This window comes from Streptomyces sp. ME19-01-6 (assembly GCF_033793745.1).
Classification (GTDB): domain Bacteria; phylum Actinomycetota; class Actinomycetes; order Streptomycetales; family Streptomycetaceae; genus Streptomyces.
Map to the genome: position 1 here is coordinate 49,435 of NZ_JARAXF010000032.1, position 23,090 is coordinate 72,524.

Here is a 23,090-nt window from a genome sequence, read left to right on the forward strand (position 1 = left end):
CGTCGGCCGCTCGTCGCCGGCAAAGTGTCCGCAGTGCGGACCAAAGTCCGACGAAAAGGACATAGTGCCCCTGTCTGCTGGGCGTGCGCCCAACCGCTGGCTAACCTTCCCGTATGGCCCTTGGCACAGCTTCCACCAGGACAGATCGCGCGCGGACGGTGCGTGATCTGCTCGCATCAGGCGAGCAGTCGTACTCCTTCGAATTCTTCGCGCCGAAGACACAGAAGGGCGAACAGACTCTGTGGAACGCCATCCGTCGGCTCGAAGCCGTCTCGCCGACCTTCGTCTCCGTGACCTACGGCGCGGGCGGCTCCTCCCGTGAGGGGACCGTGCGCGTCACCGAGCGCATCGCGACCGACACCACGCTCACCCCGGTCGCCCACCTCACCGCCGTCAACCACTCCCGAGCCGAACTGCGCAACATCATCGGGCAGTACGCGGGCGCCGGGATCCGCAACATGCTGGCGCTGCGCGGCGACCCGCCCGGCGACCCGATGGGCGAGTGGGTCCGCCACGCCGACGGCGTCACCTACGCCGCCGAACTGGTCGAGCTGATCAAGGAATCGGGGGACTTCTGCGTCGGCGTCGCGGCCTTCCCCGAGATGCACCCGCGCTCGACGGACTGGGACACCGAGATCGGCCACTTCGTGGACAAGTGCCGCGCGGGCGCCGACTTCGCCATCACCCAGATGTTCTTCTACGCCGAGGACTATCTGCGGCTGCGCGATCGGGTCGCCGCCGCGGGGTGTACGACGCCGATCATCCCTGAAATCATGCCCGTCACAAACGTGAAGCAGATCGAGCGGTTCGCGCAGCTGAGCAACGCCGCCTTCCCTCCGGACCTCGCCGAGCGGATCCTGGCGGTGAAGGACGACGCGGCGGCTGTACGCTCGATCGGGATCGACTACGCCACGCGGTTGTGTGCGCGGTTGATGGCCGAGGAGATCCCCGGACTTCACTTCATTACGCTGAACCACTCCCCGGCGACACTGGAGATCTACGAGAATCTGGGACTGCATCAGCGGTCCTGAGGACGGCAGCCGAGGGGCGGCCGCACGAGAGGGGCGGGCATGGGCTGGGCGGTCCTCTACATCGCGTTCGGCGTAGTCGCGCTGTGGCTGCTGGGAGAGGTGCTGCTGCAGTACAAGGCGCGGCTGCGCTGGCGGCTCCTCGCTTTCACCGGTTTCCTCGGCGTGGTGGCCGGGGTGCTCATCCCGTCCGTGCCGGTGATCGGCGCGGGGGCGATCACCTTCGCGGTCGGCCAGACATACGTCACGCTGTCCTTCCGGCGCGGATTCGCCGCCGGATGGGCGCTGCGCGGGGTGCCCGGCCTCAGCCGCGGGGAGCGCGAGAGCGCCCCGCCCGCGGTGGACGCCGAGCCGACACTGCAGGTCTCCGACCTGGAGGAGGCGGTCCCGATGGCCGCACCGGAGCCGCCCGCGTACCAGCCGGAGCCGCTGCCCGACGACACGGGCGAGTACGGCGTCTACGGCGACTCCGCCACACACGCCGCACAGGGCGCGCCGGGCGCCGGCTACGGCGGCTACGAGACCTACGGCGGCTACGGCACCCCGGACGGCCAGGCCGTCTACGCGGACGCGGCCCAGGGCCACAGCAACGGCCAGGACATCTACGCCGACGCCGGGCAGTACGGCTACGGCGCCGGGGCGTACGCGGGCTACACCGACCCGTACGGCGGCTCCCCGCAGCCGGGGTACGAGCAGCAGGGCGATCCGCAGTACGCCGACCAGCACCAGCAGTACGCCGGGCAGTACGCCGCCTACGGCCAGGACCAGTACGGCAGCGGCGGCCTCGGCGACCACTACGCCGCGGAGCCCTCCTACGGCGGGCAGCAGCAGTACGCCCCCGACCCCGGGATGCAGCCCGGCGGGGGATGGGTCCCCCAGCAGCGCGACGACGATACGGGGCTCCCGCAGGACCAGCCGCCGTACCCGTACCAGCAGCAGGGCTATCACAACGACAACGACACCGACAACGGCGGCTACGACGAGCGGTACCGCTACTGAGGGCCGCTCGTCGACGGCCTGCTGAGCGCTGACGGCTCCTGACGGGGCGGCGTGGGGGAGTCCCCGCGCCGCCCCGCCGCGTCACTGCCGTGTCACCTCACCGCAGTGGTCACAGGTCACTGCGAGCCGCGCCAGTCCGCGCCGTCGACGATCAGGCCGGCCACCATCGCGCCGGACATCCCCGCATGGGCCAGCCCGCCGCCCGGATGCGCCCAGCCGCCCGCCAGATACAGGCCCGGCAGCCGGGTCAGGTTCGCGGGGCGCAGAAAGCGGCCCTCCGCGCCGGCCAGGGCGGGTCCGGGCACGGCGCCGCCTTCGGCGCCGGTGGCCGCGGCGGTGTCGGCGGGCGTGCGCACCTCGCGCCACAGGAGGCGGTCGCGCAGGCCCGGTATCACCGCCTCGGCGGCCGCCACGAGCCGGTCCGCGCCCTCCTCGGCGGCCGTGCCGTCGGTCCAGTCCACCGGCCCGTGCGGAGCGACGGTCGCGGTGAGCGTGACCGCCTCGTGGTCCTCGTCGGGGCGGGTCGTCGGGTCGTCCGGGCGCAGCACGATCACTGTCGGCCGGGGGCACGGCTCCGTGCCTGCCTCGCCGAAGACGGCCGCCAGCTCGGCGTCGCGATCCGGGGCGTGGACCACGGTGCGGTGCGCCGCGCCCCGGGGGCGCGGGCTGCGCAGCGCGAGGAAGACCGTGAGCCGCCCCGCCGTCCCGCTGCCTGGCCCACTGCCGGGTCCGGCGGCCGGGCGCACATCGCCGTCGCGCCAGGGCTCGGCCCCGCCCAGCAGCGCGGGCAGCAGCGCCGGGTCGATGCCGGCCACCACCGCGTCCGCCTCCGCCACCGAGCCGGCCGCCAGCTCCACGCCCGCCGCGCGCCCGTCCTTCTCGACGATGCCGACAACCTCGGTGTCGAAGCTGAACCGCACCTTCCGGGCCCGGCAGCGCTCGTACACCGCGTCGGCCAGCGCCCGCATTCCGCCGCGCGCGTACCAGGTGCCGAAGGTCTGCTCCAGATAGGGCAGCACCGCGGCGCCGGCCGGAGCGGTGCGCGGATCGAGGCTGTGCGTGAGCGCGTGGCTCTCCAGCAGGGCGACGGCCCTGGGGTCCTTCAGCTCGCGGCGCGCCACATCGGCGAGCGTGACGGGTCTCCGGGTGGTTCCGCCGTCCCGCCGGAACCACCCCGAGACCCCACGGCGGGCCGGCACCGGATACGGGTCGCGACCCAGGGCCTGCCAGTCCGCGCGCAGCGGCTCCTCGAGCAGCGGTCTGCGGGTGGCGTCCCAGGCCTCGCGCGCCCGGTTGACCAGGCCGCTCCAGCGCTCGCCCACGCCCGCGCCGAAGGCGTCGTCCAGCGCCCGGACGACCCCCGCCCGCGAGGCGTTGGGCAGCGGGACGTCCGTGCCGTCGGCGAAGACATGCCGGCTCGCGGGGTCGACCTGGGCCAGCTCGACGCACTGCTCCAGGGTCTCCTTGCCGGTCTTCACAAACAGATCGCGATAGACGGCGGGCAGATGGAGCAGCCCGGGGCCGGTGTCGAAGGCGAAGCCGTCCCGCTCGAAGCGCCCGACGCCGCCGCCATGGACCCGCCCGCGCTCGTACACCGCCACCTGGTGGCCCGCGACGGCCAGCCGGGCGGCGGCCGCCATGGCGCCCATCCCAGCGCCGATCACCGCAATCCGTGCCATGACCGCGACTTTATCCGCCGCCACCGACACCCGGCACCGCGGCCTGGGGACGAGCGCCCAGGGCGTGAGTAGGTGTACCTAGTCCGACAGATGAGTAGCCGCGCGGATGGGCCATGACCTGCGCGGACGGGAGAGTGGTGGGCGCGGAAGGGGCGCGGCGCCGGACCGCCGACACGGGGCGGCGGAACGGCGTGGCGACCTCTTTCGAGTCGGGGAGTCCCCAGGGGAACCGCGGGGGACCACGAGGGGAGTTCCGGCGCGGATCGATCGGGGTTCGAACCGCACCAGAACAGGGGCACCCCCAGCGTTAGCTGGGGGTGCTTTCTTGGCCGTCCGGGCCTTTCCGGAGCGCAGGACCCGGCTCAGCCCGGGGTCCGGGCACCCTCGGCCCGAGTGCCGACGCCCTTGGCCTGAGTGCCGACACCCTGGTACGGGGCTCCGACACCTTTCTCCGGGGCTCCGACACCTTTCTCCGGGGCTCCGACACCTTTCTCCGGGGCTCCGACACCTTTCTCCGGGGCTCCGCCCACTCGGCCCTGCAGCAGCCGGGACAGCGCGGCGTGCACCTCGTCCAGCGACCGCTCCGGCTGGTACGACTGCCAGTCAAGCGCCGCCACCAGCACCATCCCGAACAGCGCCGAGGCGGTCAGCGGGATGTCGACGTCCTCGCTCAGCTCCCGCGCGGCCACGCCCTCCCGCAGCACCGACTCGATCACCGCTATGGCCTTCCGCCGCACCACCATCAGCGTGGACTGCCAGGCGCGGTTGGTGCGCCACAGCTCGGCGACGTACAGCTGGGTCAGCGAGGGGTGGCGCGCGATGAAGTGCAGGCCCGCGCGGACCATCGCGTCCAGCGCGTCGACATGGCTGCCGCCGCGCTCGGCCGTCTCGTCGGCGGCGCTCCGGAGCGAGGCGGTCAGCAACTCGATGCCGTGCCGCAGCAGCTCCTCGAGGAGCACGGTCTTGCTCGCGAAGTTGTAGTAGACCGTGCCCTTGGCCACTCCGGCCCGCTCGGCGATCTCGTCCACGGTGGTGGAGGAGAACCCCTGCTCCGCGATGAGGGTGACCGCTGCCTCGAAAAGCTTCTGCCGGGTGGCCTGGCGACGCGTGCTGCTGCTGTCCATGGCGCTGATTGTGCCCGCTGCCCAAGTGGTCCCGCTCACAGGCCCGTTCGGAAGACGATCACAGCCTCAGCTCCGGGTGCGGCCACTTCACCGACCAGACCGGTGAGTCCGGTACGGAGCTTGTCGGCGCCCTTGGCGCACTTGGCAATCGAACGCCTTTCCGGGACATTCGCGCAGGCCAGAGCCGATTGTCAGTGGTGTGCCCCACGATGTGTCCATACGGCGGTCGCTTTACCACATGACCGGCCGCCACGCGACGACAGGAGGTTCGTCATGGCCAGTACCGCCGCATCGCGCCGGCACCGTGCCGCCGCCCCTGCCCCTTCGTTGACCGGTCCCGCGAGCGATGTCCACCCCGTGCTGCGCCGCGCGTCCGCGCCGCCCGCCGCGCTCGACCTGCTCACCCAGGCCCACCACGGCCTGGAGGAGGCCGCCGGACTGGAGACCGCCAACGAGCGCTTCGCCACCGCCCATCTGGCCGCCCTGCGCACGGCGGCCGCCGTGCTCGCGGTGCGCGGCCGCCCCGAGCCCACCGCGCGCCGCCGCGCGCGGATCCGCAGCGCCTGGGAAGTGTTGCCGGAAGTCGCCCCCGAACTGACCGAGTGGAGCGCCCTGTTCGCCGCGGGCGCCGACCGCAGGGCCCGCGCCGAGGCAGGTATACCGGGCGCGGCGAACTGCCGGGACGCGGACGATCTGCTGCGCGCCGTCGCGATGTTCCTGCGCCTGGTCGAGCGTATGCTGGCCCTCCAGCCCGCCCTGCCCCAGCAGCCGCAGCCCGCCGCGCCCGGTGGGAAGGAGGGCGCGTAGCCGCGGGCGCGCAGCCACGGGCCGGGCGCCCGGCAGCGCCGGCGGGGGCTCGGGAGCGTCGGCCGGGGGCCCGGGAGGGAGGCGCGGGGGCGGGGTCCTCGGGCCGGCGCAGGGGCACCTCCCGGCGGTAGCTGGAGGAGCATCGCGGCGGAGGCAATAGGCTGGGAGCGCCGACGTCAGTAACTCGTCGCCACTGCCGCAGGCGGTGGCGGCACCGCGCCGAGGAGCCATCCGCCGTGTCAGACCCGCTGCGCCCCCGTGCGTCCCTCCGTACCGCCGTGGTGTGGGAGGTCCTCAAAGACGCCCTGGACCGCCGGGCCAAGGCGGTGGGCCAGGGCCCCGGCGAGGGCGATCGCGTGCCCGGTGTGCTGGACGTGCTCGACACCGGTGGCGGCAGCGGCAACTTCGCGGTGCCGGTCGCCCGCCTCGGCCACCGCGTCACGGTGGTCGACCCGAGCCCCAACGCGCTCTTCGCACTGGAGCGGCGGGCCGCCGAGGCCGGGGTCGCCGACCGGGTGCGCGGGGTCCAGGGGGACGCCCACGGCCTGTTCGAGGTGGCCGAGCGCGGCGGCTATGACGTGGTGCTGTGCCATGGCGTGCTGGAGTACGTCGACGACCCGGCCGAGGGCCTGGGGAACGCCGCGGCGGCCCTGCGCCCGGCCGGCACCCTCAGCGTGCTCGCCGCGGGCCTCGGCGGCGCCGTGCTCGCCCGGGCGCTGGCCGGCCACTTCACCGAGGCTAGGCAAGCGCTTGCCGATCCGGCCGGCCGCTGGGGCGCCGGCGACCCGATGCCCCGCCGCTTCACCCCCGAGCAGCTGACCGGACTGGTCACGGCGGCGGGCCTGGAGGTCGGCGCGGTGCACGGGGTGCGGGTCTTCGCCGATCTGGTGCCGGGCGTGCTGGTCGACACCGAGCCGGACGCGCTGGACGCCCTGCTGCAACTGGAGGCCGCCGCCGCGGAGCTGCCCGCCTTCCACTCCGTCGCCACCCAGCTGCATGTGCTCGCGGAGCGCGACTGACCGCTACCGGACCCTCCGACCTGCGTGACCGTATGACGGACGGCGCAGGTGGAGTGGGCCACAGGCCCCCGATCGGCCGCCTGTCCCCGTATGATCGGGGTACACCGTCCGGCATGGCGGATCGGCGGGAGGGGAATGCACGTCTCAGCGTCAACAAACGCCACGCGCGTACTGGTGATGAATTGGCGCAGAGGGGCGGGTTTCACGGGGGCGATTCCCTGCCTATCCTGAAAGGGTCGCACCCCGGTCGCCCCCCGCGACCGACGAGTAGGAGGACTCCGTGCCGCTCTCGGAGCACGAGCAGCGCATGCTCGAGCAAATGGAGCGAGCGCTGTACGCCGAAGACCCCAAGTTCGCGACAGCGCTTGAGGGCAGCGGCCTGCGCACGTACACCCGGCGACGGGTCTATCAGGCGATCGCGGGCTTTCTGGTGGGCGTTGCGCTCCTGATGGTCGGCGTGATCATTCCGCAGCAGATCTGGATCAGCGTGGTGGGCTTTCTCGTCATGCTGGGGTGTGCCGGACTGGCGGTGACCGGCTGGCGCAAGGCGCCCAAGCCCGGCGAGCGGCCCCAGGCGGGCGGGGGCGGGCCCGCGGCCCGTCGCCAGAGCCGTCAGCGCCGCTCCATGATGAGCCGGATCGAGGAGCGGTGGCAGCGCCGCCGCGATGAGCAGGGCCACTAGCCCGGTTATTCCTCAGCTACCGCTGGGAGGTACCCCCCTGTCACCCTGCTGGGAGGTACCTCCGGCGGAGCGCCTCGGGCCCTGGCGACGGTAGACCGTGCTCAGCCGCCCGCTTGGCGATCGCGGCCTCGTGGCATCCGCGCGACGCGTACAGGAGCGCACCGAGCAGGAGCGCACTCGAGCAAGAGCGCACGCACCATCTCACGCAGAAGCGAGGGGCGGTCGCCACCCGGCGGCCGCCCCTCGCTTCGCTTTCGCGTCCCCTCGTCTCCCGTCAGCCCTGCTGACGGCTGGGGCCGCCTCGCAGCCCGGACACCCACCGTGCCCACCGGGGCGCGCCCCACCGCTCGACCAGCGCGGACCAGCGCGCCGAGGCCGTCCACACCACCCGGACCGCCGACCGCGGGGCCAGCAGCGCCCGCAGCCGGCCCCACCGCCCGGCCTTGGCCCGGAATCCGGCCAGCACCAGCCGCACCTCGTCCCCGACGCCCGGCGCCGGACGCGGCCGCGGCGCGAACAGCACCTGCTCGACCGCCGCGGCCACCCGCCGCGCGGCCTCGGCCGCCTCATGGTCGAGCTCCGCCAGCCGCACGATGCGGGCCACCGCGTTGCGCGAGGTCTGGGAGTCGTCCGGCGCGATCCCGAAGTCCCAGGCGGTGTCCAGCAGTTCCCGCCAGGCCGCCAGGATCCGGTCGGCCGCGTCCTGCTCGGTGCGCCCGCCCGAGCCGCTCAGTCTGCGGGCCCGGAGCCGCTGCCGCCACAGCATCGGCAGCAGGGGGATCACCAGCAGCAGCGCCGCGAACGAACTCCAGCCGACCTGCTTGCTGACCGACCAGCCGCCGCCCGAGGTGGGTTTGTCGGGCTGCTCGCCCGGGGCCCCGCCGCACTCGCCGAGCTTCTTCACGTCCTGTGCGCAGGTGTCCGACGCCGACGGCGCGACCGACGGCTCGTCGGACGCGCTGGGCGCCTCAGTCGGCTCATCGGTGGAGTCGCCTGAGGGCGTCTGCTCCATCGTGTAGTCGGGCTGGGTGCCGCGGCTGGGGGTGGGCTCGAAACGGGTCCAGCCGACGCCCTCGAAGTAGAGCTCGGGCCAGGCGTGGGCGTCCTTGAGGCCGACCGACACCGAGCCGTCCGCCTGCGCCGTGCCGGGGGTGAACCCGACGGCCACCCGGGCCGGGATGCCCAGCGTGCGGGCCATGGCCGCCATGGAGAAGGAGAAGTGGACGCAGAAGCCCTCCTTCTGCTGCAGGAACTTGACGATGGCGGCCGAGCCACTGCCCGACTGCACCCGAGTGTCGTAGCGGAACCCGCCGCTCACGGCGAACCAGTCCTGCAACTTCACCGCCTGCTCATACGCGTTCGAGGCGCCCGCGGTCACCTGGCGCGCCGTGCGGGCCACGACGGACGGCAGCGAGTCCGGCACCTCGGTGTACTCCCGCAGCAGCTTCGCCGGAGGCTGTGGCGCGGCGGCCAGCTGCGCCGCCGTCGGCTCCACGACCAGGCTGTTGACCCTGTACCGCGCACCGCGGGTGGTCTGTCCGCGGTCGCCGACCAGCGTCCGGCCCTCCGGCTCATAGCGCCAGCGGCCGTCGATGTCGACCTTCATAGCGGGGTAGGGGAGGGGGAGCCAGTTCTGCGCGTACCAGTCGGCGGCCGTGATCGTGGTGTCGATCGAGGAGACACGGACCGAGGGGCCGAGACCGGCCGGAGTGGGCAGATTGTCCGGCACGTCCTGGACATGCCGCTCCGAGGACTTCCACGCCGTCCCGTCGAACTTGTCCAGCGCGACGATCCGCAGATACATGTCCTGGGTGGTCTGGGAGGAGGTGCGGTACCGCAGCACCTCGCGGTTCTGCGGCTGATTCAGGCTGTCCTGCAGCGACACCAGCGGGTTCACCGCCGAGATCGTGCCGTTTCCCCCGCCCCCGCCACTGCCGCCGTTCTGCTGGTCCAGCAGGCCGCCGTCCAGGGACGGCAGCACCGCGGGCACCGCCAGGGCGATGCCCAGCGCGAGCGCGCCGATCCTGCGGCCGGTGCGGACCGGGGCCAGCGCCGGGCTGCCGCCCGCCGCGGCCAGGCCCGAGGGCCCCATCCCGTACGGACGCGGGGCGCCGCCGCTGAACACCCGGCCCCACTGGGACAGCCGGTCCCGCCCCTCGGCCAGCAGCAACAGCAGATAGCCGGCCGCCGCCACCAGGAACCACAGCCAGTCGCTGCCGCCGTCGGACAGGCCCGCCGCGACCGAGTACAGCGCGAGCAGCGGCAGCCCGGCGGGGGCGGCGCTGCGGTAGGTCACCGCGAGCGCGTCGACCACAAGCCCTATCACCAGCACCCCGCCCACCAGCAGCAGCTTGATGCCGTCGGTGACCGGCGCCGGGATCGCGTACTGCCCCACGTCGACCGTGCCCTGCTGCAGCAGACGCCCGAGCTCCTGGAACGCCTGCGGGCTCGGGAGCACCCCGGCGAGCGCCTCGTGGCGCGCGAAGGCGATCGTGAGCAGCAGCAGGCCCGCCACGGCCTGCGCCGCCAGCGTCAGCGGGCGCGCCAGCGGCACCCGGCGGGCCAGCGCGCCCACCGTGCTCTGGATCGCCAGCAGCAGCCCGGCCTGCACGAGCCAGCCGGGCTTGTCGACCAGCGGCAGCAGCGCGCAGGCCGCCGCCACCGTCGCCAGCGCGGCGCATATCGCCAGTCGCACGCTTCCACTCATGCCCAGCCCCCTGTCCTGCCGCCGCCCGCCAGGGGCGGGCCGGCGTGGGCCTGGACGCCGTCCTGGGCGTCGGCCTGCTGCCACAGCTGCGCCAGCGTGGTGCCGGGGGGGACCGGCAGCGCCGTCCACCCCGACTCCCGCAGCATCCGCAGCCGCTCCTCCAGACCCCGCGGGTCCGGGGCCCACGCGCCCCGGGACCAGGCGGCGCCGTCCAGGACGAACGCCACCGCCGTCCCGGTGCGGTGCCGCATCCGGCCGACCATCGTCGCCTGCTCCTCGTCCAGATCGCCGAGGAACGCCACCAGCAGTCCCTCGTTGCCACCGCGCAGCGCCTCGTAGGCCCGGGAGAGCCCGGCCTCCTCGGAGTGGTCCACCACCGCGAGGGTGTCCAGCATCAGCCCGGCGGTGTCCGCCGAGTCATGGCCCGCGCCGGTGAAGCCGCCCCCGCTGTCCGGGCCCGGCACCGAGCTGCCGGTGTCGGTCAGCAGCCGGACCCCATAGCCCCGCTCCAGCAGGTGGACCGCGGCCGAGGCCGCTCCGGAGACCGCCCACTCGAAGGCCGAGTCCGGCCCCGAGCCCTGGTGGGCCACCTGCCGGGTGTCCAGCAGCACCGTGCAGCTGGCGCGCTGCGGCTGCTCCTCCCGGCGGACCATCAGCTCGCCGTAGCGCGCGGTGGACCGCCAGTGGACCCGGCGCAGGTCGTCGCCGTGGCGGTAGCCCCGCGGGATGACGTCGTCCTCGCCCGCGAGCGCCAGCGAGCGGTGCCGCCCGTCGCCGTACCCCATGGCCTCGCCCGCGAAGCGCACCAGGGGCAGCGGCTCGACCCGCGGCACCACGGTCAGCGTGTCGTACGTGCTGAAGGAGCGGGTGAGCTCGCACATCCCGAACGGGTCGTTCAGCCGCAGCTGCAGCGGGCCGAGCGGATAGCGGCCGCGCAGATCCGAGCGGACCCGATAGGACACCTCACGGCGCCCGCCCGGCTCCACCCGGTCCAGCACGAAGCGGGGCCGCGGCCCGAGCACATACGGCACGCGGTCCTGCAGCATCAGCAGGCCGGTGGGCAGCCGCGAGACATTGTCGATGCGCAGATGGACCCGGGCCTCGGAGCCCGCCGGGACCCGCGCGGGCGAGAGCCGCCGGCTGCCCGCCACCCGGTAACGGGTGCGGTAGACCACGGCCACACACACCAGGGGCAGCGCCGCGAGCAGCAGCCCGACCCGCAGCAGATCGGCCTGCCCCAGGACATAGCTGCACACCGCGGCCGCCACCCCGGCCGCCAGGAACGAACGGCCACGGGTGGTCAGGCCGGCGAGCGCCGCGCGCAACCCGCCCCGGTCCTCGCGGCCGTCGTCGTCGCCGGGGGCCATGGGCATCCCCCCTGCCGTCATCACAGCCTCCGCGCGCCCGGCGGCTGCTGGCCGTACTCAACCGGGGGCGCGGGCGGCACGGGCGGCATCGGACCGGTGCCGGGCGGCAGCGGCGCCCCGGATGGCGGCATCGTGGCCGCGCCGGGCGGCATCTGGCCCGCGCCGCGCGGGGCCGCGCTGGGCACCGGGGTGCGCTGCAGGATGTCCGTGACCACCTGCTCCGAGGAGCGCCGGTTCAGCTGGGCCTGGGCGGTCGGCAGCAGCCGGTGGGCCAGCACGGCCACGGCGAGCGACTGCACATCGTCGGGCAGGGCGAAGTCCCGCCCGGCCAGCGCCGCGGCCGCCTTGGCCGCCCGCAGCAGATGCAGCGTCGCCCGCGGGGACGCGCCCAGCCGCAGATCGGGGTGGTTGCGCGTGGAGGAGACCAGGTCGACCGCATAACGCCGGACCGTCTCGGCCACATGGACCTCGCGGACCGCCTCGATGAGCTTGGCGATCTCATGGGCGTGGGCCACCGGCTGCAGATCGTCCAGCGGGGAGACACCGCCATGGATGTCCAACATCTGGAGCTCGGCCTGCGGGCTCGGATAGCCGATCGAGACGCGCGCCATGAAGCGGTCGCGCTGCGCCTCGGGCAGCGGATAGGTGCCCTCCATCTCGATCGGGTTCTGCGTGGCCACGACCATGAAGGGGGTCGGCAGCTCGTATGTCTGCCCGTCGATCGTGACCTGCCGCTCCTCCATCGACTCCAGCAGCGCCGACTGGGTCTTGGGCGAGGCCCGGTTGATCTCGTCGCCGATGACGATCTGGGAGAAGATCGCACCCGGCTTGAACTCGAAGTCCTTCTGCTGCTGGTCGTAGACGCTCACACCGGTGATGTCCGACGGCAGCAGGTCGGGCGTGAACTGGATACGGCGCACCGAACAGTCGATGGACTTCGCGAGCGCCTTCGCGAGCATGGTCTTTCCCACGCCCGGGACATCCTCCAGCAGGAGATGCCCCTCAGCGAGCAGTACGGTCAGCGAAAGCCGCACGACCTCGGGCTTGCCCTCGATCACACCCTCCACCGACCGGCGGATCCGCTCCGCTGTGGTGGTCAGATCGCTGAGGCTCGCTCGCTCGTCATAGGTCGTCACCCGGCCCTCCTCGGCCCGATCTCGGGGCCGCTGCCCTCGGAACGGACCGGCCCACCGCAAAACGCTGACATCGGCCCCCCGCAGACCGCGGGGGGTGATGTCACATACGCATTCTTGCGGTCCCTGCCTCATCTCGTCACTCGGCTGTGGATAACCCGGAGTGATTTGTCGGGGCTGGGCGGTTTTGAGGAGTTAAAACGGGCTCACTCGCGTGGCGCCACCTCGCGCAGCAGACCCGTCGTCACGTCGAAGACGAAGCCGCGCACATCATCCGTGTGGAGCAGGAACGGAGAAGTCCGCACCCGCTGCATCGACTGGCGTACGTCGGTGTCGAGGTCCTTGAACGCCTCGACCGCCCACGACGGCCGCTGGCCGACCTCGGCCTCCAGTTCGTGCCGGAAGTCCTCGGTCAGGTTCAGCAGGCCGCAGCCGGTGTGGTGGATGAGCACGACACTGCGGGTGCCCAGCGCGCGCTGGCTGATCGTCAGGGAACGGATGACGTCGTCGGTGACCACACCGCCCGCGTTGCGGATGGTGTGGCAGTCGCCCAGTTCCAGGCCGAGCGCCTCGTGGAGATCGAGACGCGCGTCCATGCAGGCGACCACGGCGACGCGCAGCACAGGGCGCGCGTCCATGCCGGGGTCCTGGAACTCGGCGGCGTAGCGGCGGTTGGCCTCGACGAGGCGATTGGTGACCGTACCTCCCGTGCGGGCGGCGCTGTCGGTGGACTGGGGCAGCGGCTGCGGCGCGGATATCGACATGGCTGGGACACTACCTTCCACCAGGGGATTTTGTCTTTTCTTTAGATAGGGCAAACGGGTGCATCGACAGGCGCGCGGCCCGCCGTGTGAGGGACCCCACACGGGCGGCGCCCCCCGCCGCCGCGCGCCCGCTCGCCCACTTCACGTGTTTTGACACCCGCGCCGGGCACGCTGGCCGGTTGGTTGACCGAAGGGACGAGTGGACTAAAGTGGCGCGAAGTGGGAGGCCCGACGCTCCCCAAGGATCCCGGATTTTCGCGTGAGCGCGGTGCGTACGTACCACTCGGCCTCCTCCCGCTCCGGCCGCCTGACGTCACTTCCCCGGCGCCAGTAGGTCACTTCCCCTTCTGAGCGGGTGGGGACCCGGCGGTGCGTGCCCTCCTCGCCCGACCCGCAGAAGGGCGCACGAGCAGCGCATGAGCAGCAACGCTCTCCACGTCCCCGTCATGCTCCAGCGCTGCCTGGACATGCTCGCCCCCGCCCTGGCACGGCCCGGAGCGGTCGTGGTGGACTGCACCCTGGGCCTCGGCGGCCACAGCGAGGCGCTGCTGCGCACCTTTCCCGAGGCCCGGCTGGTCGCCCTGGACCGCGACCCGGCGGCGCTCGAGCTCTCCGGCGAGCGGCTGGCCCCCTACGGCGACCGGGCGACACTCGTACACGCCGTCTACGACGAGCTCCCCGAGGTCCTCGCCCGGCTCGGCGTCCCGCGTGTCCAGGGGATCCTCTTCGACCTGGGGGTGTCGTCCATGCAGCTGGACGAGGCCGAGCGGGGCTTCGCGTACGCGCAGGACGCGCCACTGGACATGCGGATGGACCAGACGACCGGGATCAGCGCGGCCGAGGTGCTCAACACCTACCCGCCGGGCGAACTGGTGCGGATCCTGCGGACGTACGGCGAGGAGAAGTTCGCCAGGAAGATCGTGGACGCGGTGGTGCGCGAGCGGGCGAAGGAACCCTTCCGCAACAGCGCCCGGCTGGTCGAGCTGATCCGTGCGGCCCTGCCGCAGGCGGCCAAGCGCACCGGCGGCAACCCCGCCAAGCGCACCTTCCAGGCGCTGCGGATCGAGGTCAACGGCGAGCTGGCGGTCCTGGAGCGCGCGATCCCGGCCGCCGTCGCGGCCCTCGCGGTCGGCGGCCGGATCGCCGTCCTCTCCTACCACTCGCTCGAGGACCGCCTGGTCAAGCACGTACTCGGAGCCGGCGCGGAGTCCACCGCGCCCCCCGGCCTGCCTATCGTCCCCGAGCGCTACCAGCCCCGCCTCAAACTGCTCACCCGCGGCGCGGAGCTCCCCACGGAGCAAGAGATCGCCGAAAACCGCCGCGCCGCCCCCGCCCGCCTGAGGGGCGCGGAACGCATCCGCGAGGAGGCCACGCCATGAGCGCCGCGCACCCCGCCACCGGGCGACGGCCGGCTCCCCCGCCCGCCCCCTCGCCGTGCCCGCCGCACGCGCGTGGCGGTGGCGTGAGGATGAACGAGGGAGCGTGGTGATGGCTGGGGGGGCGCGGGTGGCGCGGCGGACGCCGTTTGTGTTGCTGGTCGTCGCGTTGCTGGGGTCCGGGCTGATCGCGCTGCTGCTGCTCAACTCCTCCCTCAACCAAGGGTCCTTCGAGCTCAGCAGGCTGGAGAAGCAGACCAGCGAGCTCTCCGACGAGCGGCAGGCGCTGCAGCAGGAAGTGGACCGGCTCTCCGCGCCGGACGCGCTGGAGCGGCGGGCCCGGGAGCTCGGGATGGTACCGGGCGGCAACCCGGCCTTTCTGAACCCGGACGGCAGCGTCAGCGGCGCGCCCGCCCCCGCGTCCGGCGGTCCCTCGGTGTACCGTGCCCCCGCGTCGCCGCTGCCGTCGCTGCCCGCCGCGTCGCCCTCGGCCCAGGCGTCGGCCCCCGGGCCGACGGCCGTACCGCAGTCGTCGGCCGCGCCCACCGGGGCGGCCGATGCCTCCCAGGCATCCCCGGCGCCCTTGGCGGCGCCGTCCGCCGAGGCCGCCGCGACAACCACGGCGCCCGGCGCCGCTCCGTCCGCGAACTCCACCCCCGCCCCCGGTAGGTGACACGGTGACGCCACCCTCTGCCCGCGCCAAGACCGGTCCGGGGGCGGCGTGACGGCCCCGCGCGACCGCCGCCGCCTGCCCGGCCCCGCCGCCCGCCCGGGGAACGCCGCCCCGCCGCTGCGGCTGGGCAGCCCGCGCCCCCGGCTGCGGCTGATCAGCCTCGGCCTCACCCTGATCATGCTGGTCTTTGTCGTACGGCTGCTGCAGGTGCAGGCCGTCGATGCCGGCGCGTACGCGGCGAAGGCCAATGTGAACCGCTACATCCCGGTCACGCTGGCCGCCGAACGCGGCTCGATCACCGACCGCCACGGCGTGGACCTGGCCACCACCGTGGACGCGTACGACATCACCGCCGCCCCCGACCTGCTCGCGCCCGAGACGGCCAAGGTCGACGACGCGCCGCGCCAGGCCGCCGCGCTGCTCGCGCCGATCCTCGGCGAGGAGCAGGCGGACCTGGAGCGGAAGCTCACCGCCAATCCGAAGTCGCAGTACGTGGTGCTGGCCCGCCAGCAGTCCCCGCAGGTGTGGAAGCAGATCAAGGACCTCAAGAACGCGCTGGACGACGCGGCGGTCAAGGGCAAGGGCGTGAACGTCCTGGCCGGGGTCAACCGGGAGGCACACAGCAAGCGCGTCTACCCGAACAGGGACCTCGCCGCCGGGGTCCTCGGCTTCGTGGACGCGGAGGGGCACGGCGCCGCGGGGGTCGAGCGGGAGCTGAACAAGCAGCTCTCGGGCAAGGACGGAAAGCGGGTCTACGCCCAGTCCGGCGGCCGCCAGGTGCCCACCGGAGACGTCAAGGAGCAGCCCGCGGTGCCCGGCAGCGACGTCGAGCTGACGATCGACCGCGACATCCAGTGGGCCGCGCAGAGCGCCATCAGCGAACAGGTGAAGAAGTCCAGGGCGGACCGCGGCTATGTGGTCGTCCAGGACACCCGCACCGGCGAGATCCTGGCCCTGGCCAACGCCCCGGGGTTCGACCCGAACGACATCTCGGGCGCGAACACGGACGCCCTGGGCAACGCCGCGCTCTCGGACGCGTACGAGCCGGGCAGCGTCAGCAAGCTGATGTCGATGGCCGCCGTCCTGGAGGAGGGCGCCGCCACCTGGGACACCCATGTGGTGGTCCCCAACCGGCTGCCCCGCGCGGACCGCGCCTTCGCGGACGACATCAACCACCCCACCTGGTACCTCACCCTCAACGGGGTGCTCGCCAAGTCCAGCAACATCGGCACGATCCTCGCCACCGAGCAGTTGGGGAAGAACCAGCAGGAAGCGGACCGGATTCTCTATTCCTATCTGCGGAAGTTCGGGATCGGCAGCTACACCGGGCTCGGCTTCCCCGGCGAGACCCGGGGCATCCTGGCCAAGCCGCAGGACTGGAGCGCCTCACAGCAGTACACGATCCCCTTCGGCCAGGGCCTGTCGCTCAACGCCGTGCAGGCGGCCTCCGTCTACTCCACCATCGCCAACGGCGGCGAACGCATCCAGCCCTCCCTGGTGCGCGGCACCCAGGGCTCCGGAGACCGCTTCACGGCCGCGCCGACCCCCAAACGGACCCGGGTGGTCAGCGAGAAGACCGCGAAGACGCTCGCCTCGATGCTCGAGTCGGTCGTCGACGACCGGCAGGGCACCGGAACCAAGGCGAAGATCCCCGGCTACCGCGTCGCGGGCAAGACCGGCACGTCCAACCGGGTGGACCCCAAGACCGGCCGCTACCGCGGCTACACCGCCTCCTTCGCCGGCTTCGCGCCCGCCGACCAGCCGCGGGTGACCGTGTACTGCGCCGTCCAGAACCCGACCAAGGGCAGCTACTTCGGCGGCCAGGTCTGTGGGCCGGTCTTCAAGCAGGTCATGGAGTTCTCGCTGAAGACGCTGCAGGTGGCCCCGTCCGGGAAGCGGGCGGCGCGGCTGCCGGTCGGCTACGACCCCGGCCGGTGACCGTCAAGGCGTGACCCCGATCACTCCGCATCCGCTGCGCGCAGCGCCCCCTCGCCCACCCGTCTCCCACCACCACCCTCAACCGTCTGCGCTGCGCGCAGCGCCCCCTCATTTCGCGGGGGAGCGGGTGCGGCGGGTACGCTCACGCCGTGCCCCACGCTGATCAGTCTCAAACCTCTCAGCCCTCCCAGACGGGCGTTCCCTCGAGCTACCCGGGAGCGCCCCGACCCCGCCAGGTCAGTCCCACCCCGCTCCGGGAGCTGGCGGATCAGCTGGGCCTCGATGCCCCGCAGGCCCTGGAGGAGGCCGCCGTCACGGGCATCACCCACGACTCAAGGGCCGTGCGCCCCGGCGATGTCTACGCGGCCCTGCCCGGCGCCCGCCTCCACGGCGCGGACTTCGCCGCCCAAGCCGCCGACCTCGGCGCGGTGGCCGTGCTCACCGACCCGGGCGGTGCCGACCGCGCGGCGGCCACCGGGCTGCCGGTCCTGGCCGTCGAGAACCCGCGCGGCCGGATGGGCGCGCTGGCCGCCACGATCTACGGCGAGCCGGGCCGGGACCTGCTGCAGATCGGCATCACCGGCACCTCGGGCAAGACCACGACCGCGTACCTCATCGAGGGTGGGCTGAAGGCGGCCGCCGCCAAGGGCGACGGCGCGCTCACCGGCCTCATCGGCACCGTCGAGTCGCGGATCGGCGACGAGCGGATCAAATCCGAGCGCACCACCCCCGAGGCCACCGACCTGCAGGCCCTCTTCGCGGTGATGCGCGAGCGCGGGGTCCGCTCGGTGGCCATGGAGGTCTCCAGCCACGCCCTGGTGCTCGGCCGGGTCGACGGCTGCGTCTTCGACGTCGCCGTCTTCAACAACCTCAGCCCGGAGCACATGGAGTTCCACTCCGGCATGGAGGACTACTTCCAGGCCAAGGCGCAGCTGTTCACCAAGGCGCGCAGCCGCGCCGCGGTGATCAACCTGGACGACGAGTACGGCAAGCGCCTGGTGGACCTCTCCGAGGTCCCGGCCACCACCTTTTCCGCCGAGGGCCACCCCGACGCCCACTGGCGCGCGGCCGACGTGACGGTGGGCCCGCTCGGCTCCGAGTTCACCGTCCTCGGCCCGAACGGCGAGTCCGTGACCGCCGCCGCGCCCCTCGCGGGCGCCTTCAACGTCGCCAACGCGCTCGCCGCCGTCGTGGCGCTCGCCGTCGCCGGGATCGACCCGCAGACCGCCGCCGACGGCGTCGCGGCCGTCCCCGGGGTGCCCGGCCGGCTTGAACGCGTGGACGCCGGACAGCCGTATCTCGCGGTCGTGGACTACGCACACAAGACCGACGCCGTCGAATCGGTCCTGCGCGCCCTGCGCAAGGTCACCGAGGGCAGGCTGCACGCCGTCCTCGGCTGCGGCGGCGACCGCGACCGGCAAAAGCGCGGCCCTATGGGCGCCGCCATCGCCCGCTACGCCGACACCGCCGTCCTGACCTCCGACAACCCCCGCTCCGAGGACCCTCTGGCGATCCTGGCCACCATGCTCGCGGGCGCCGCCGAGGTGCCCGCCCACGAACGCGGCGATGTGCTGGTCGACGCCGACCGGGCGCACGCCATCGCCGCCGCCGTCGCCCGCGCCGAGCCCGGCGACACCGTCCTGGTCGCGGGCAAGGGCCACGAGCTGGGCCAGGACATCGCCGGGGTGGTACGCCCCTTCGACGACCGCCAGGTACTGCGCGAAGCCATCGAGCTCGCCATCAAACGCCAAGACAACCAGGGATGACAGACCGCCATGCGCGCACCAGCCCCCTCCCGGCAGCTTCCCCGCACGGCCGGAGGTGATCAGTGATCGCCCTGTCCCTCGCCGAGATCATCGGCATCGTCGACGGGCAGCCGCACGACATACCGGACGCGGACCGGAAGGTCACCGGCCCCGTCGTGATCGACTCCCGTGAGGTGCGCCCGGGCGGCCTCTTCGCTGCGCTCCCCGGTGAGCACGTGGACGGGCACGACTTCGCGCCCGGCGCGGCCCTGGCCGGCGCGGTGGCGGTACTGGCCGCCCGACCCATCCGACACGCTGCCGCGGACGCGCCCGTACCGGCGATCGTCGTGCCCGACGTCCAGGCCGCCCTGGGGGCGCTGGCCCGGGCCGTCGTGCAGCGCCTGGACGCCACCGTGGTCGCGCTCACCGGCTCGGCGGGCAAGACCAGCACCAAGGACCTGATCGCGCAGCTGCTGCGGCGGCACGGCCCCACCGTATGGACGCCGGGCTCGCTCAACAACGAGATCGGCCTGCCGCTGACCGCGATGAGCGCCGACGAGACGACCCGCCATCTGGTGCTGGAGATGGGCGCCCGCGGCAAGGGCCACATCAAGTACCTGACGGACCTTACCCCGCCCCGCGTCGGCCTGGTCCTCAACGTCGGCACCGCCCACATCGGCGAGTTCGGCGGCCGGGAGGCGATCGCCGAGGCCAAGGGCGAGCTCGTCGAGGCGCTGCCCGCCGCCGCGGAGGGCGGGGTCGCGGTGCTCAACGCCGACGACCCTCTGGTGCGCGCCATGGCGACGCGGACCAAGGCCCGTACGGTGCTGTTCGGCGAGGCCGCCGACGCCGACGTACGTGCCGAGAATGTCCGGCTCGCCGACGGCGGTCGGCCGTCCTTCACCGTTCACACCCCTACCGGGTGCAGCGAAGTGACCATGCGCCTGTACGGTGAGCACCACGTGTCGAACGCGCTCGCCGCGGCCGCCGTCGCCCATGAGTTGGGCATGTCCGTCGACGAGATCGCCGTGGCGCTCTCCGAGGCGGGTCAGCTCTCCCGCTGGCGGATGGAGGTCACCGAGCGCGCGGACGGCGTGACGGTCGTCAACGACGCCTACAACGCGAACCCCGAGTCCATGCGAGCCGCGCTGCGCGCGCTGGTCGCGATGGGCAAGGCCGGTGAGGCTGAAGGGGGGCGCACGTGGGCGGTGCTGGGTCCGATGGCCGAGCTCGGCGAGGAGTCACTGGCCGAGCACGACACGATCGGGCGGCTGGCCGTCAGGCTCAACGTCAGCAAGCTCGTGGCGGTCGGCGGCCAGGAGGCCGCCTGGCTCGACATGGGCGCCAAGAACGAGGGTTCGTGGGGTGAGGAGTCGGTGCACGTGTCCGACGTGCGGGCGGCGGTCGATCTGTTGCGCAGCGAGCTGCGACCGGGGGACGTCGTGCTGGTGAAGGCATCCAGGTCGGTGGGGCTGGAGCGGGTCGCGCAGGCGCTGCTCGAGGGCGAGGGTGAGGACGTCCGCTGATGGGTGGCATGAGGCAGATCCTCTTCTCGGGAGCCATCGGGCTCTTTCTGACCCTGATCGGCACCCCGCTGCTGATCAAGCTGCTGGCGCGCAAGGGCTACGGCCAGTTCATCCGGGACGACGGCCCGCGCAGCCACGGCAGCAAGAAGGGCACGCCCACCATGGGCGGTATCTCCTTCATCCTGGCCACACTGATCGCCTACGCCCTGACGAAGGTGATCACCGGCAGCGAGCCCACCTTCTCCGGTGTGCTGGTGCTCTTCCTGTTCGCAGGCATGGGCCTGGTCGGCTTCCTGGACGACTACATCAAGATCGTCAAGCAGCGGAGCCTGGGCCTGCGGGCCAAGGCCAAGATGCTCGGCCAGCTGATCGTCGGCGTCGCCTTCGCGATCCTCTCGCTGAACTTTGCCGACACCCGGCAGCAGACCCCCGCCTCCGACCGGCTCTCCTTCGTCCAGGACTTCGGCTGGTCCTTCGGCCCGGTGATCTTCGCGATCTGGGCGCTGTTCATGATCCTGGCGATGTCGAACGGCGTGAACCTCACCGACGGCCTCGACGGCCTGGCCACCGGCGCCTCCGTGATGGTCTTCGGCGCCTACACCTTCATCGGCGTCTGGCAGTACCAGGAGTCCTGCGCCAATGCGACGACCCTCACCAACCCCTCGTCCTGTTTCGAGGTCCGCGACCCGCTCGATCTCGCGGTCGTCGCCTCCGCGCTGATGGGCGCCTGCTTCGGCTTCCTGTGGTGGAACACCTCACCCGCGAAGATCTTCATGGGCGACACCGGCTCCCTCGCGCTCGGCGGCGCGCTCGCCGGCCTGGCGATCTGCTCCCGCACCGAGCTGCTGATGGCCATCCTCGGCGGCCTGTTCGTCCTGATCACCATGTCCGTGGTCATCCAGGTCGGCTCCTTCCGGCTCACCGGGCGGCGCGTCTTCAGGATGGCGCCACTCCAGCACCACTTCGAACTCAAGGGGTGGAGCGAGGTCCTTGTGGTGGTCCGCTTCTGGATCATCCAGGGCATGTGCGTGATCGTCGGACTCGGCCTCTTCTACGGGGGATGGCGAGCCCAGTGACACTGGACGTCTCCGACCTCGCCGGGCGGCATGTCACCGTCGCCGGACTCGGCGTCTCCGGGGTCCCCGCGGCGCGTGCGCTGCGGGGCCTCGGGGCCGCGGTGACCGTCGTCAACGGCAACGACGGCGAGCGGCAGCGCGCCGAGGCGGCCGAACTGGAGGCGCTGGGCGTCACGGTCCGGCTCGGCGACGGCGCCACATTGCCCCAGGGCACCGAGCTGATCGTCACCACGCCCGGCTGGAAGCCGAGCAGCCCGCTGTTCCAGGCGGCCGACGCGGCGGGCGTGCCGGTGTGGGGCGATGTGGAGCTGGCCTGGCGCTTGCGTGGGGTCCCGGCGGGAAAGCCGGCGCCGCCCTGGCTCGCGGTCACCGGTACCAATGGCAAGACCACCACCGTGCGCATGCTGGCCGCCATCCTGGAGGCGGCCGGGCTGCGCACCGCCGCCGTCGGCAACATCGGCGTCTCGCTGCTGGACGTGGTGCTCGGCGAGGAGCCGTACGACGTGCTGGCCGTCGAGCTCTCCAGCTACCAGCTGCACTGGGCGCCGTCGCTGCGCGCCCACTCCGGCGCCGTGCTGAACCTCGCGCCCGACCACCTCGACTGGCACGGCTCGATGGCGGCGTACGCGGCCGACAAGGGCCGTATCTACGAGGGCAACCAGGTCGCCTGCGTCTACAACGCCGCCGATCCGGCCACTGAGGACCTGGTGCGCGCGGCCGATGTCGAGGAGGGCTGCCGCGCGATCGGCTTCACCCTCGGCACGCCCGGCCCGTCTCAGCTCGGGGTCGTCGAGAACATCCTGGTCGACCGGGCCTTCGTGGCGAACCGGCAGAAGCAGGCCCAGGAGCTGGCCGAGGTCTCCGATGTGAACCCGCCGGCCCCGCACAACATCGCCAACGCGCTCGCGGCGGCCGCCCTGGCCCGCGCCTTCGGCGTCCCGCCCGCCGCCGTACGGGACGGGCTGCGCGCCTTCCGGCCCGACCCGCACCGCGTCGAGCGTGTCGCGGACGTGGCCGGGGTGGCGTACGTGGACGACTCCAAGGCCACCAACACCCACGCGGCCCAGGCGTCGTTGGACAGCTTCGAGCACATCGTGTGGATCGCGGGCGGCCTGGCCAAGGGCGCCACCTTCGACGAGCTGGTCGTCGCCTCGGCGAAGCGGCTGCGCGGGGTCGTGCTGATCGGCGCGGACCGTGCCCTGATCCGCGAAGCGCTCGCGCGACACGCATCAGATGTCCCGGTTGTGGACCTCGACCGGACCGACACTGGGGCGATGGCGGCGGCTGTCGGGGAAGCGGCCCGGCTCGCCCGGCCGGGCGATACGGTCCTGTTGGCCCCGGCCTGCGCCTCGATGGACATGTTCGTCAACTACAACGAGCGGGGCGACGCCTTCGCCGCGGCGGTTCACGACCTGGCTTCCGGCCGGGTCCCGGACGATCAGTAACC

At 72.9% G+C, this 23,090-nt stretch carries 16 protein-coding genes and 2 pseudogenes; 12 read left to right on the top strand and 6 right to left on the bottom strand.

Annotation, left to right across the window (positions count from 1 at the left end):
- Positions 1 to 113 precede the first annotated feature (113 nt).
- Together metF and PV419_RS42255 are read left to right on the top strand one after the other, a co-directional pair.
- Complete coding sequence (gene metF / locus PV419_RS42250; RefSeq protein WP_319698183.1) at positions 114 to 1,031, top strand: methylenetetrahydrofolate reductase [NAD(P)H]; 918 nt, start codon at positions 114 to 116, stop codon at positions 1,029 to 1,031.
- Positions 1,032 to 1,070: 39 nt separating this feature from the next.
- Complete coding sequence (locus PV419_RS42255) at positions 1,071 to 2,027, top strand: hypothetical protein (RefSeq protein ID WP_319698184.1); 957 nt, start codon at positions 1,071 to 1,073, stop codon at positions 2,025 to 2,027.
- Positions 2,028 to 2,143: 116 nt separating this feature from the next.
- On the opposite strand, the gene PV419_RS42260 is transcribed toward PV419_RS42255, so the two are convergent.
- Positions 2,144 to 3,706 carry an NAD(P)/FAD-dependent oxidoreductase gene (locus PV419_RS42260; protein WP_319698186.1) on the bottom strand — a complete coding sequence of 521 codons (1,563 nt, stop codon included), beginning with the start codon at positions 3,704 to 3,706 and terminating at the stop codon, positions 2,144 to 2,146.
- 509 nt (positions 3,707 to 4,215) lie between these two features.
- Positions 4,216 to 4,830, bottom strand: a pseudogene (locus PV419_RS42265) (TetR/AcrR family transcriptional regulator); the annotation flags it as partial.
- Positions 4,831 to 5,103: 273 nt separating this feature from the next.
- Between PV419_RS42265 and PV419_RS42270 the strand changes: the two are divergent.
- The 3 genes from PV419_RS42270 to PV419_RS42280 all read left to right on the top strand — a co-directional run bounded on the left by PV419_RS42270 (position 5,104) and on the right by PV419_RS42280 (position 7,338).
- The gene (locus tag PV419_RS42270) at positions 5,104 to 5,637 is read left to right on the top strand and encodes an SAV_6107 family HEPN domain-containing protein (RefSeq protein WP_319698187.1); all 534 of its coding nucleotides are present in this window, start codon (positions 5,104 to 5,106) and stop codon (positions 5,635 to 5,637) included.
- A 236-nt stretch (positions 5,638 to 5,873) separates the two neighbouring features.
- Complete coding sequence (locus PV419_RS42275) at positions 5,874 to 6,656, top strand: methyltransferase (RefSeq protein WP_319698189.1); 783 nt, start codon at positions 5,874 to 5,876, stop codon at positions 6,654 to 6,656.
- Positions 6,657 to 6,936: 280 nt separating this feature from the next.
- The gene (locus tag PV419_RS42280) at positions 6,937 to 7,338 is read left to right on the top strand and encodes a DUF3040 domain-containing protein (protein WP_014180435.1); all 402 of its coding nucleotides are present in this window, start codon (positions 6,937 to 6,939) and stop codon (positions 7,336 to 7,338) included.
- Positions 7,339 to 7,612: 274 nt separating this feature from the next.
- Here PV419_RS42280 and PV419_RS42285 read toward each other — a convergent pair whose 3' ends face one another.
- The 4 genes from PV419_RS42285 to PV419_RS42300 all read right to left on the bottom strand — a co-directional run bounded on the left by PV419_RS42285 (position 7,613) and on the right by PV419_RS42300 (position 13,309).
- The gene (locus PV419_RS42285; protein WP_319698191.1) at positions 7,613 to 10,045 is read right to left on the bottom strand and encodes a DUF3488 and transglutaminase-like domain-containing protein; all 2,433 of its coding nucleotides are present in this window, start codon (positions 10,043 to 10,045) and stop codon (positions 7,613 to 7,615) included.
- Positions 10,042 to 11,433: a DUF58 domain-containing protein gene (locus PV419_RS42290; protein WP_319698193.1), complete on the bottom strand. Its 1,392-nt coding sequence runs from the start codon at positions 11,431 to 11,433 to the stop codon at positions 10,042 to 10,044. The genes PV419_RS42285 and PV419_RS42290 overlap by 4 nt, the downstream gene beginning before the upstream one ends.
- Positions 11,433 to 12,548 carry a MoxR family ATPase gene (locus PV419_RS42295; protein WP_319698195.1) on the bottom strand — a complete coding sequence of 372 codons (1,116 nt, stop codon included), beginning with the start codon at positions 12,546 to 12,548 and terminating at the stop codon, positions 11,433 to 11,435. Before PV419_RS42295 ends, PV419_RS42290 begins: the two co-directional genes overlap by 1 nt.
- 203 nt (positions 12,549 to 12,751) lie before the next feature.
- A complete protein-coding gene (locus PV419_RS42300; RefSeq protein WP_319698197.1) occupies positions 12,752 to 13,309 on the bottom strand; it encodes a carbonic anhydrase in 558 nt (185 codons plus the stop codon).
- A gap of 416 nt (positions 13,310 to 13,725) precedes the next feature.
- On the opposite strand from PV419_RS42300, the gene rsmH reads away from it, so the two are divergent.
- The 7 genes and pseudogenes from rsmH to murD all read left to right on the top strand — a co-directional run bounded on the left by rsmH (position 13,726) and on the right by murD (position 23,088).
- Positions 13,726 to 14,688, top strand: a complete 963-nt coding sequence (gene rsmH, locus PV419_RS42305) for a 16S rRNA (cytosine(1402)-N(4))-methyltransferase RsmH (RefSeq protein WP_319698199.1) — start codon at positions 13,726 to 13,728, stop codon at positions 14,686 to 14,688.
- A 109-nt stretch (positions 14,689 to 14,797) separates the two neighbouring features.
- On the top strand, positions 14,798 to 15,358 hold the full coding sequence (locus PV419_RS42310) for a septum formation initiator family protein (RefSeq protein WP_319698201.1): 561 nt from the start codon (positions 14,798 to 14,800) through the stop codon (positions 15,356 to 15,358).
- Between the two features lie 48 nt (positions 15,359 to 15,406).
- On the top strand, positions 15,407 to 17,296 hold the full coding sequence (locus PV419_RS42315; RefSeq protein ID WP_319698202.1) for a penicillin-binding protein 2: 1,890 nt from the start codon (positions 15,407 to 15,409) through the stop codon (positions 17,294 to 17,296).
- 105 nt (positions 17,297 to 17,401) lie between these two features.
- Positions 17,402 to 19,062, top strand: a pseudogene (locus PV419_RS42320) (UDP-N-acetylmuramoyl-L-alanyl-D-glutamate--2,6-diaminopimelate ligase); the annotation flags it as partial.
- A 62-nt stretch (positions 19,063 to 19,124) separates the two neighbouring features.
- Positions 19,125 to 20,567 carry a UDP-N-acetylmuramoyl-tripeptide--D-alanyl-D-alanine ligase gene (locus PV419_RS42325; protein WP_319698206.1) on the top strand — a complete coding sequence of 481 codons (1,443 nt, stop codon included), beginning with the start codon at positions 19,125 to 19,127 and terminating at the stop codon, positions 20,565 to 20,567.
- Between the two features lie 8 nt (positions 20,568 to 20,575).
- Positions 20,576 to 21,643, top strand: coding sequence for a phospho-N-acetylmuramoyl-pentapeptide-transferase (gene mraY, locus PV419_RS42330; protein ID WP_319698284.1), 1,068 nt, complete (start codon positions 20,576 to 20,578; stop codon positions 21,641 to 21,643).
- Positions 21,628 to 23,088: a UDP-N-acetylmuramoyl-L-alanine--D-glutamate ligase gene (murD, locus tag PV419_RS42335; RefSeq protein WP_319698207.1), complete on the top strand. Its 1,461-nt coding sequence runs from the start codon at positions 21,628 to 21,630 to the stop codon at positions 23,086 to 23,088. Before mraY ends, murD begins: the two co-directional genes overlap by 16 nt.
- Positions 23,089 to 23,090 lie beyond the last annotated feature (2 nt).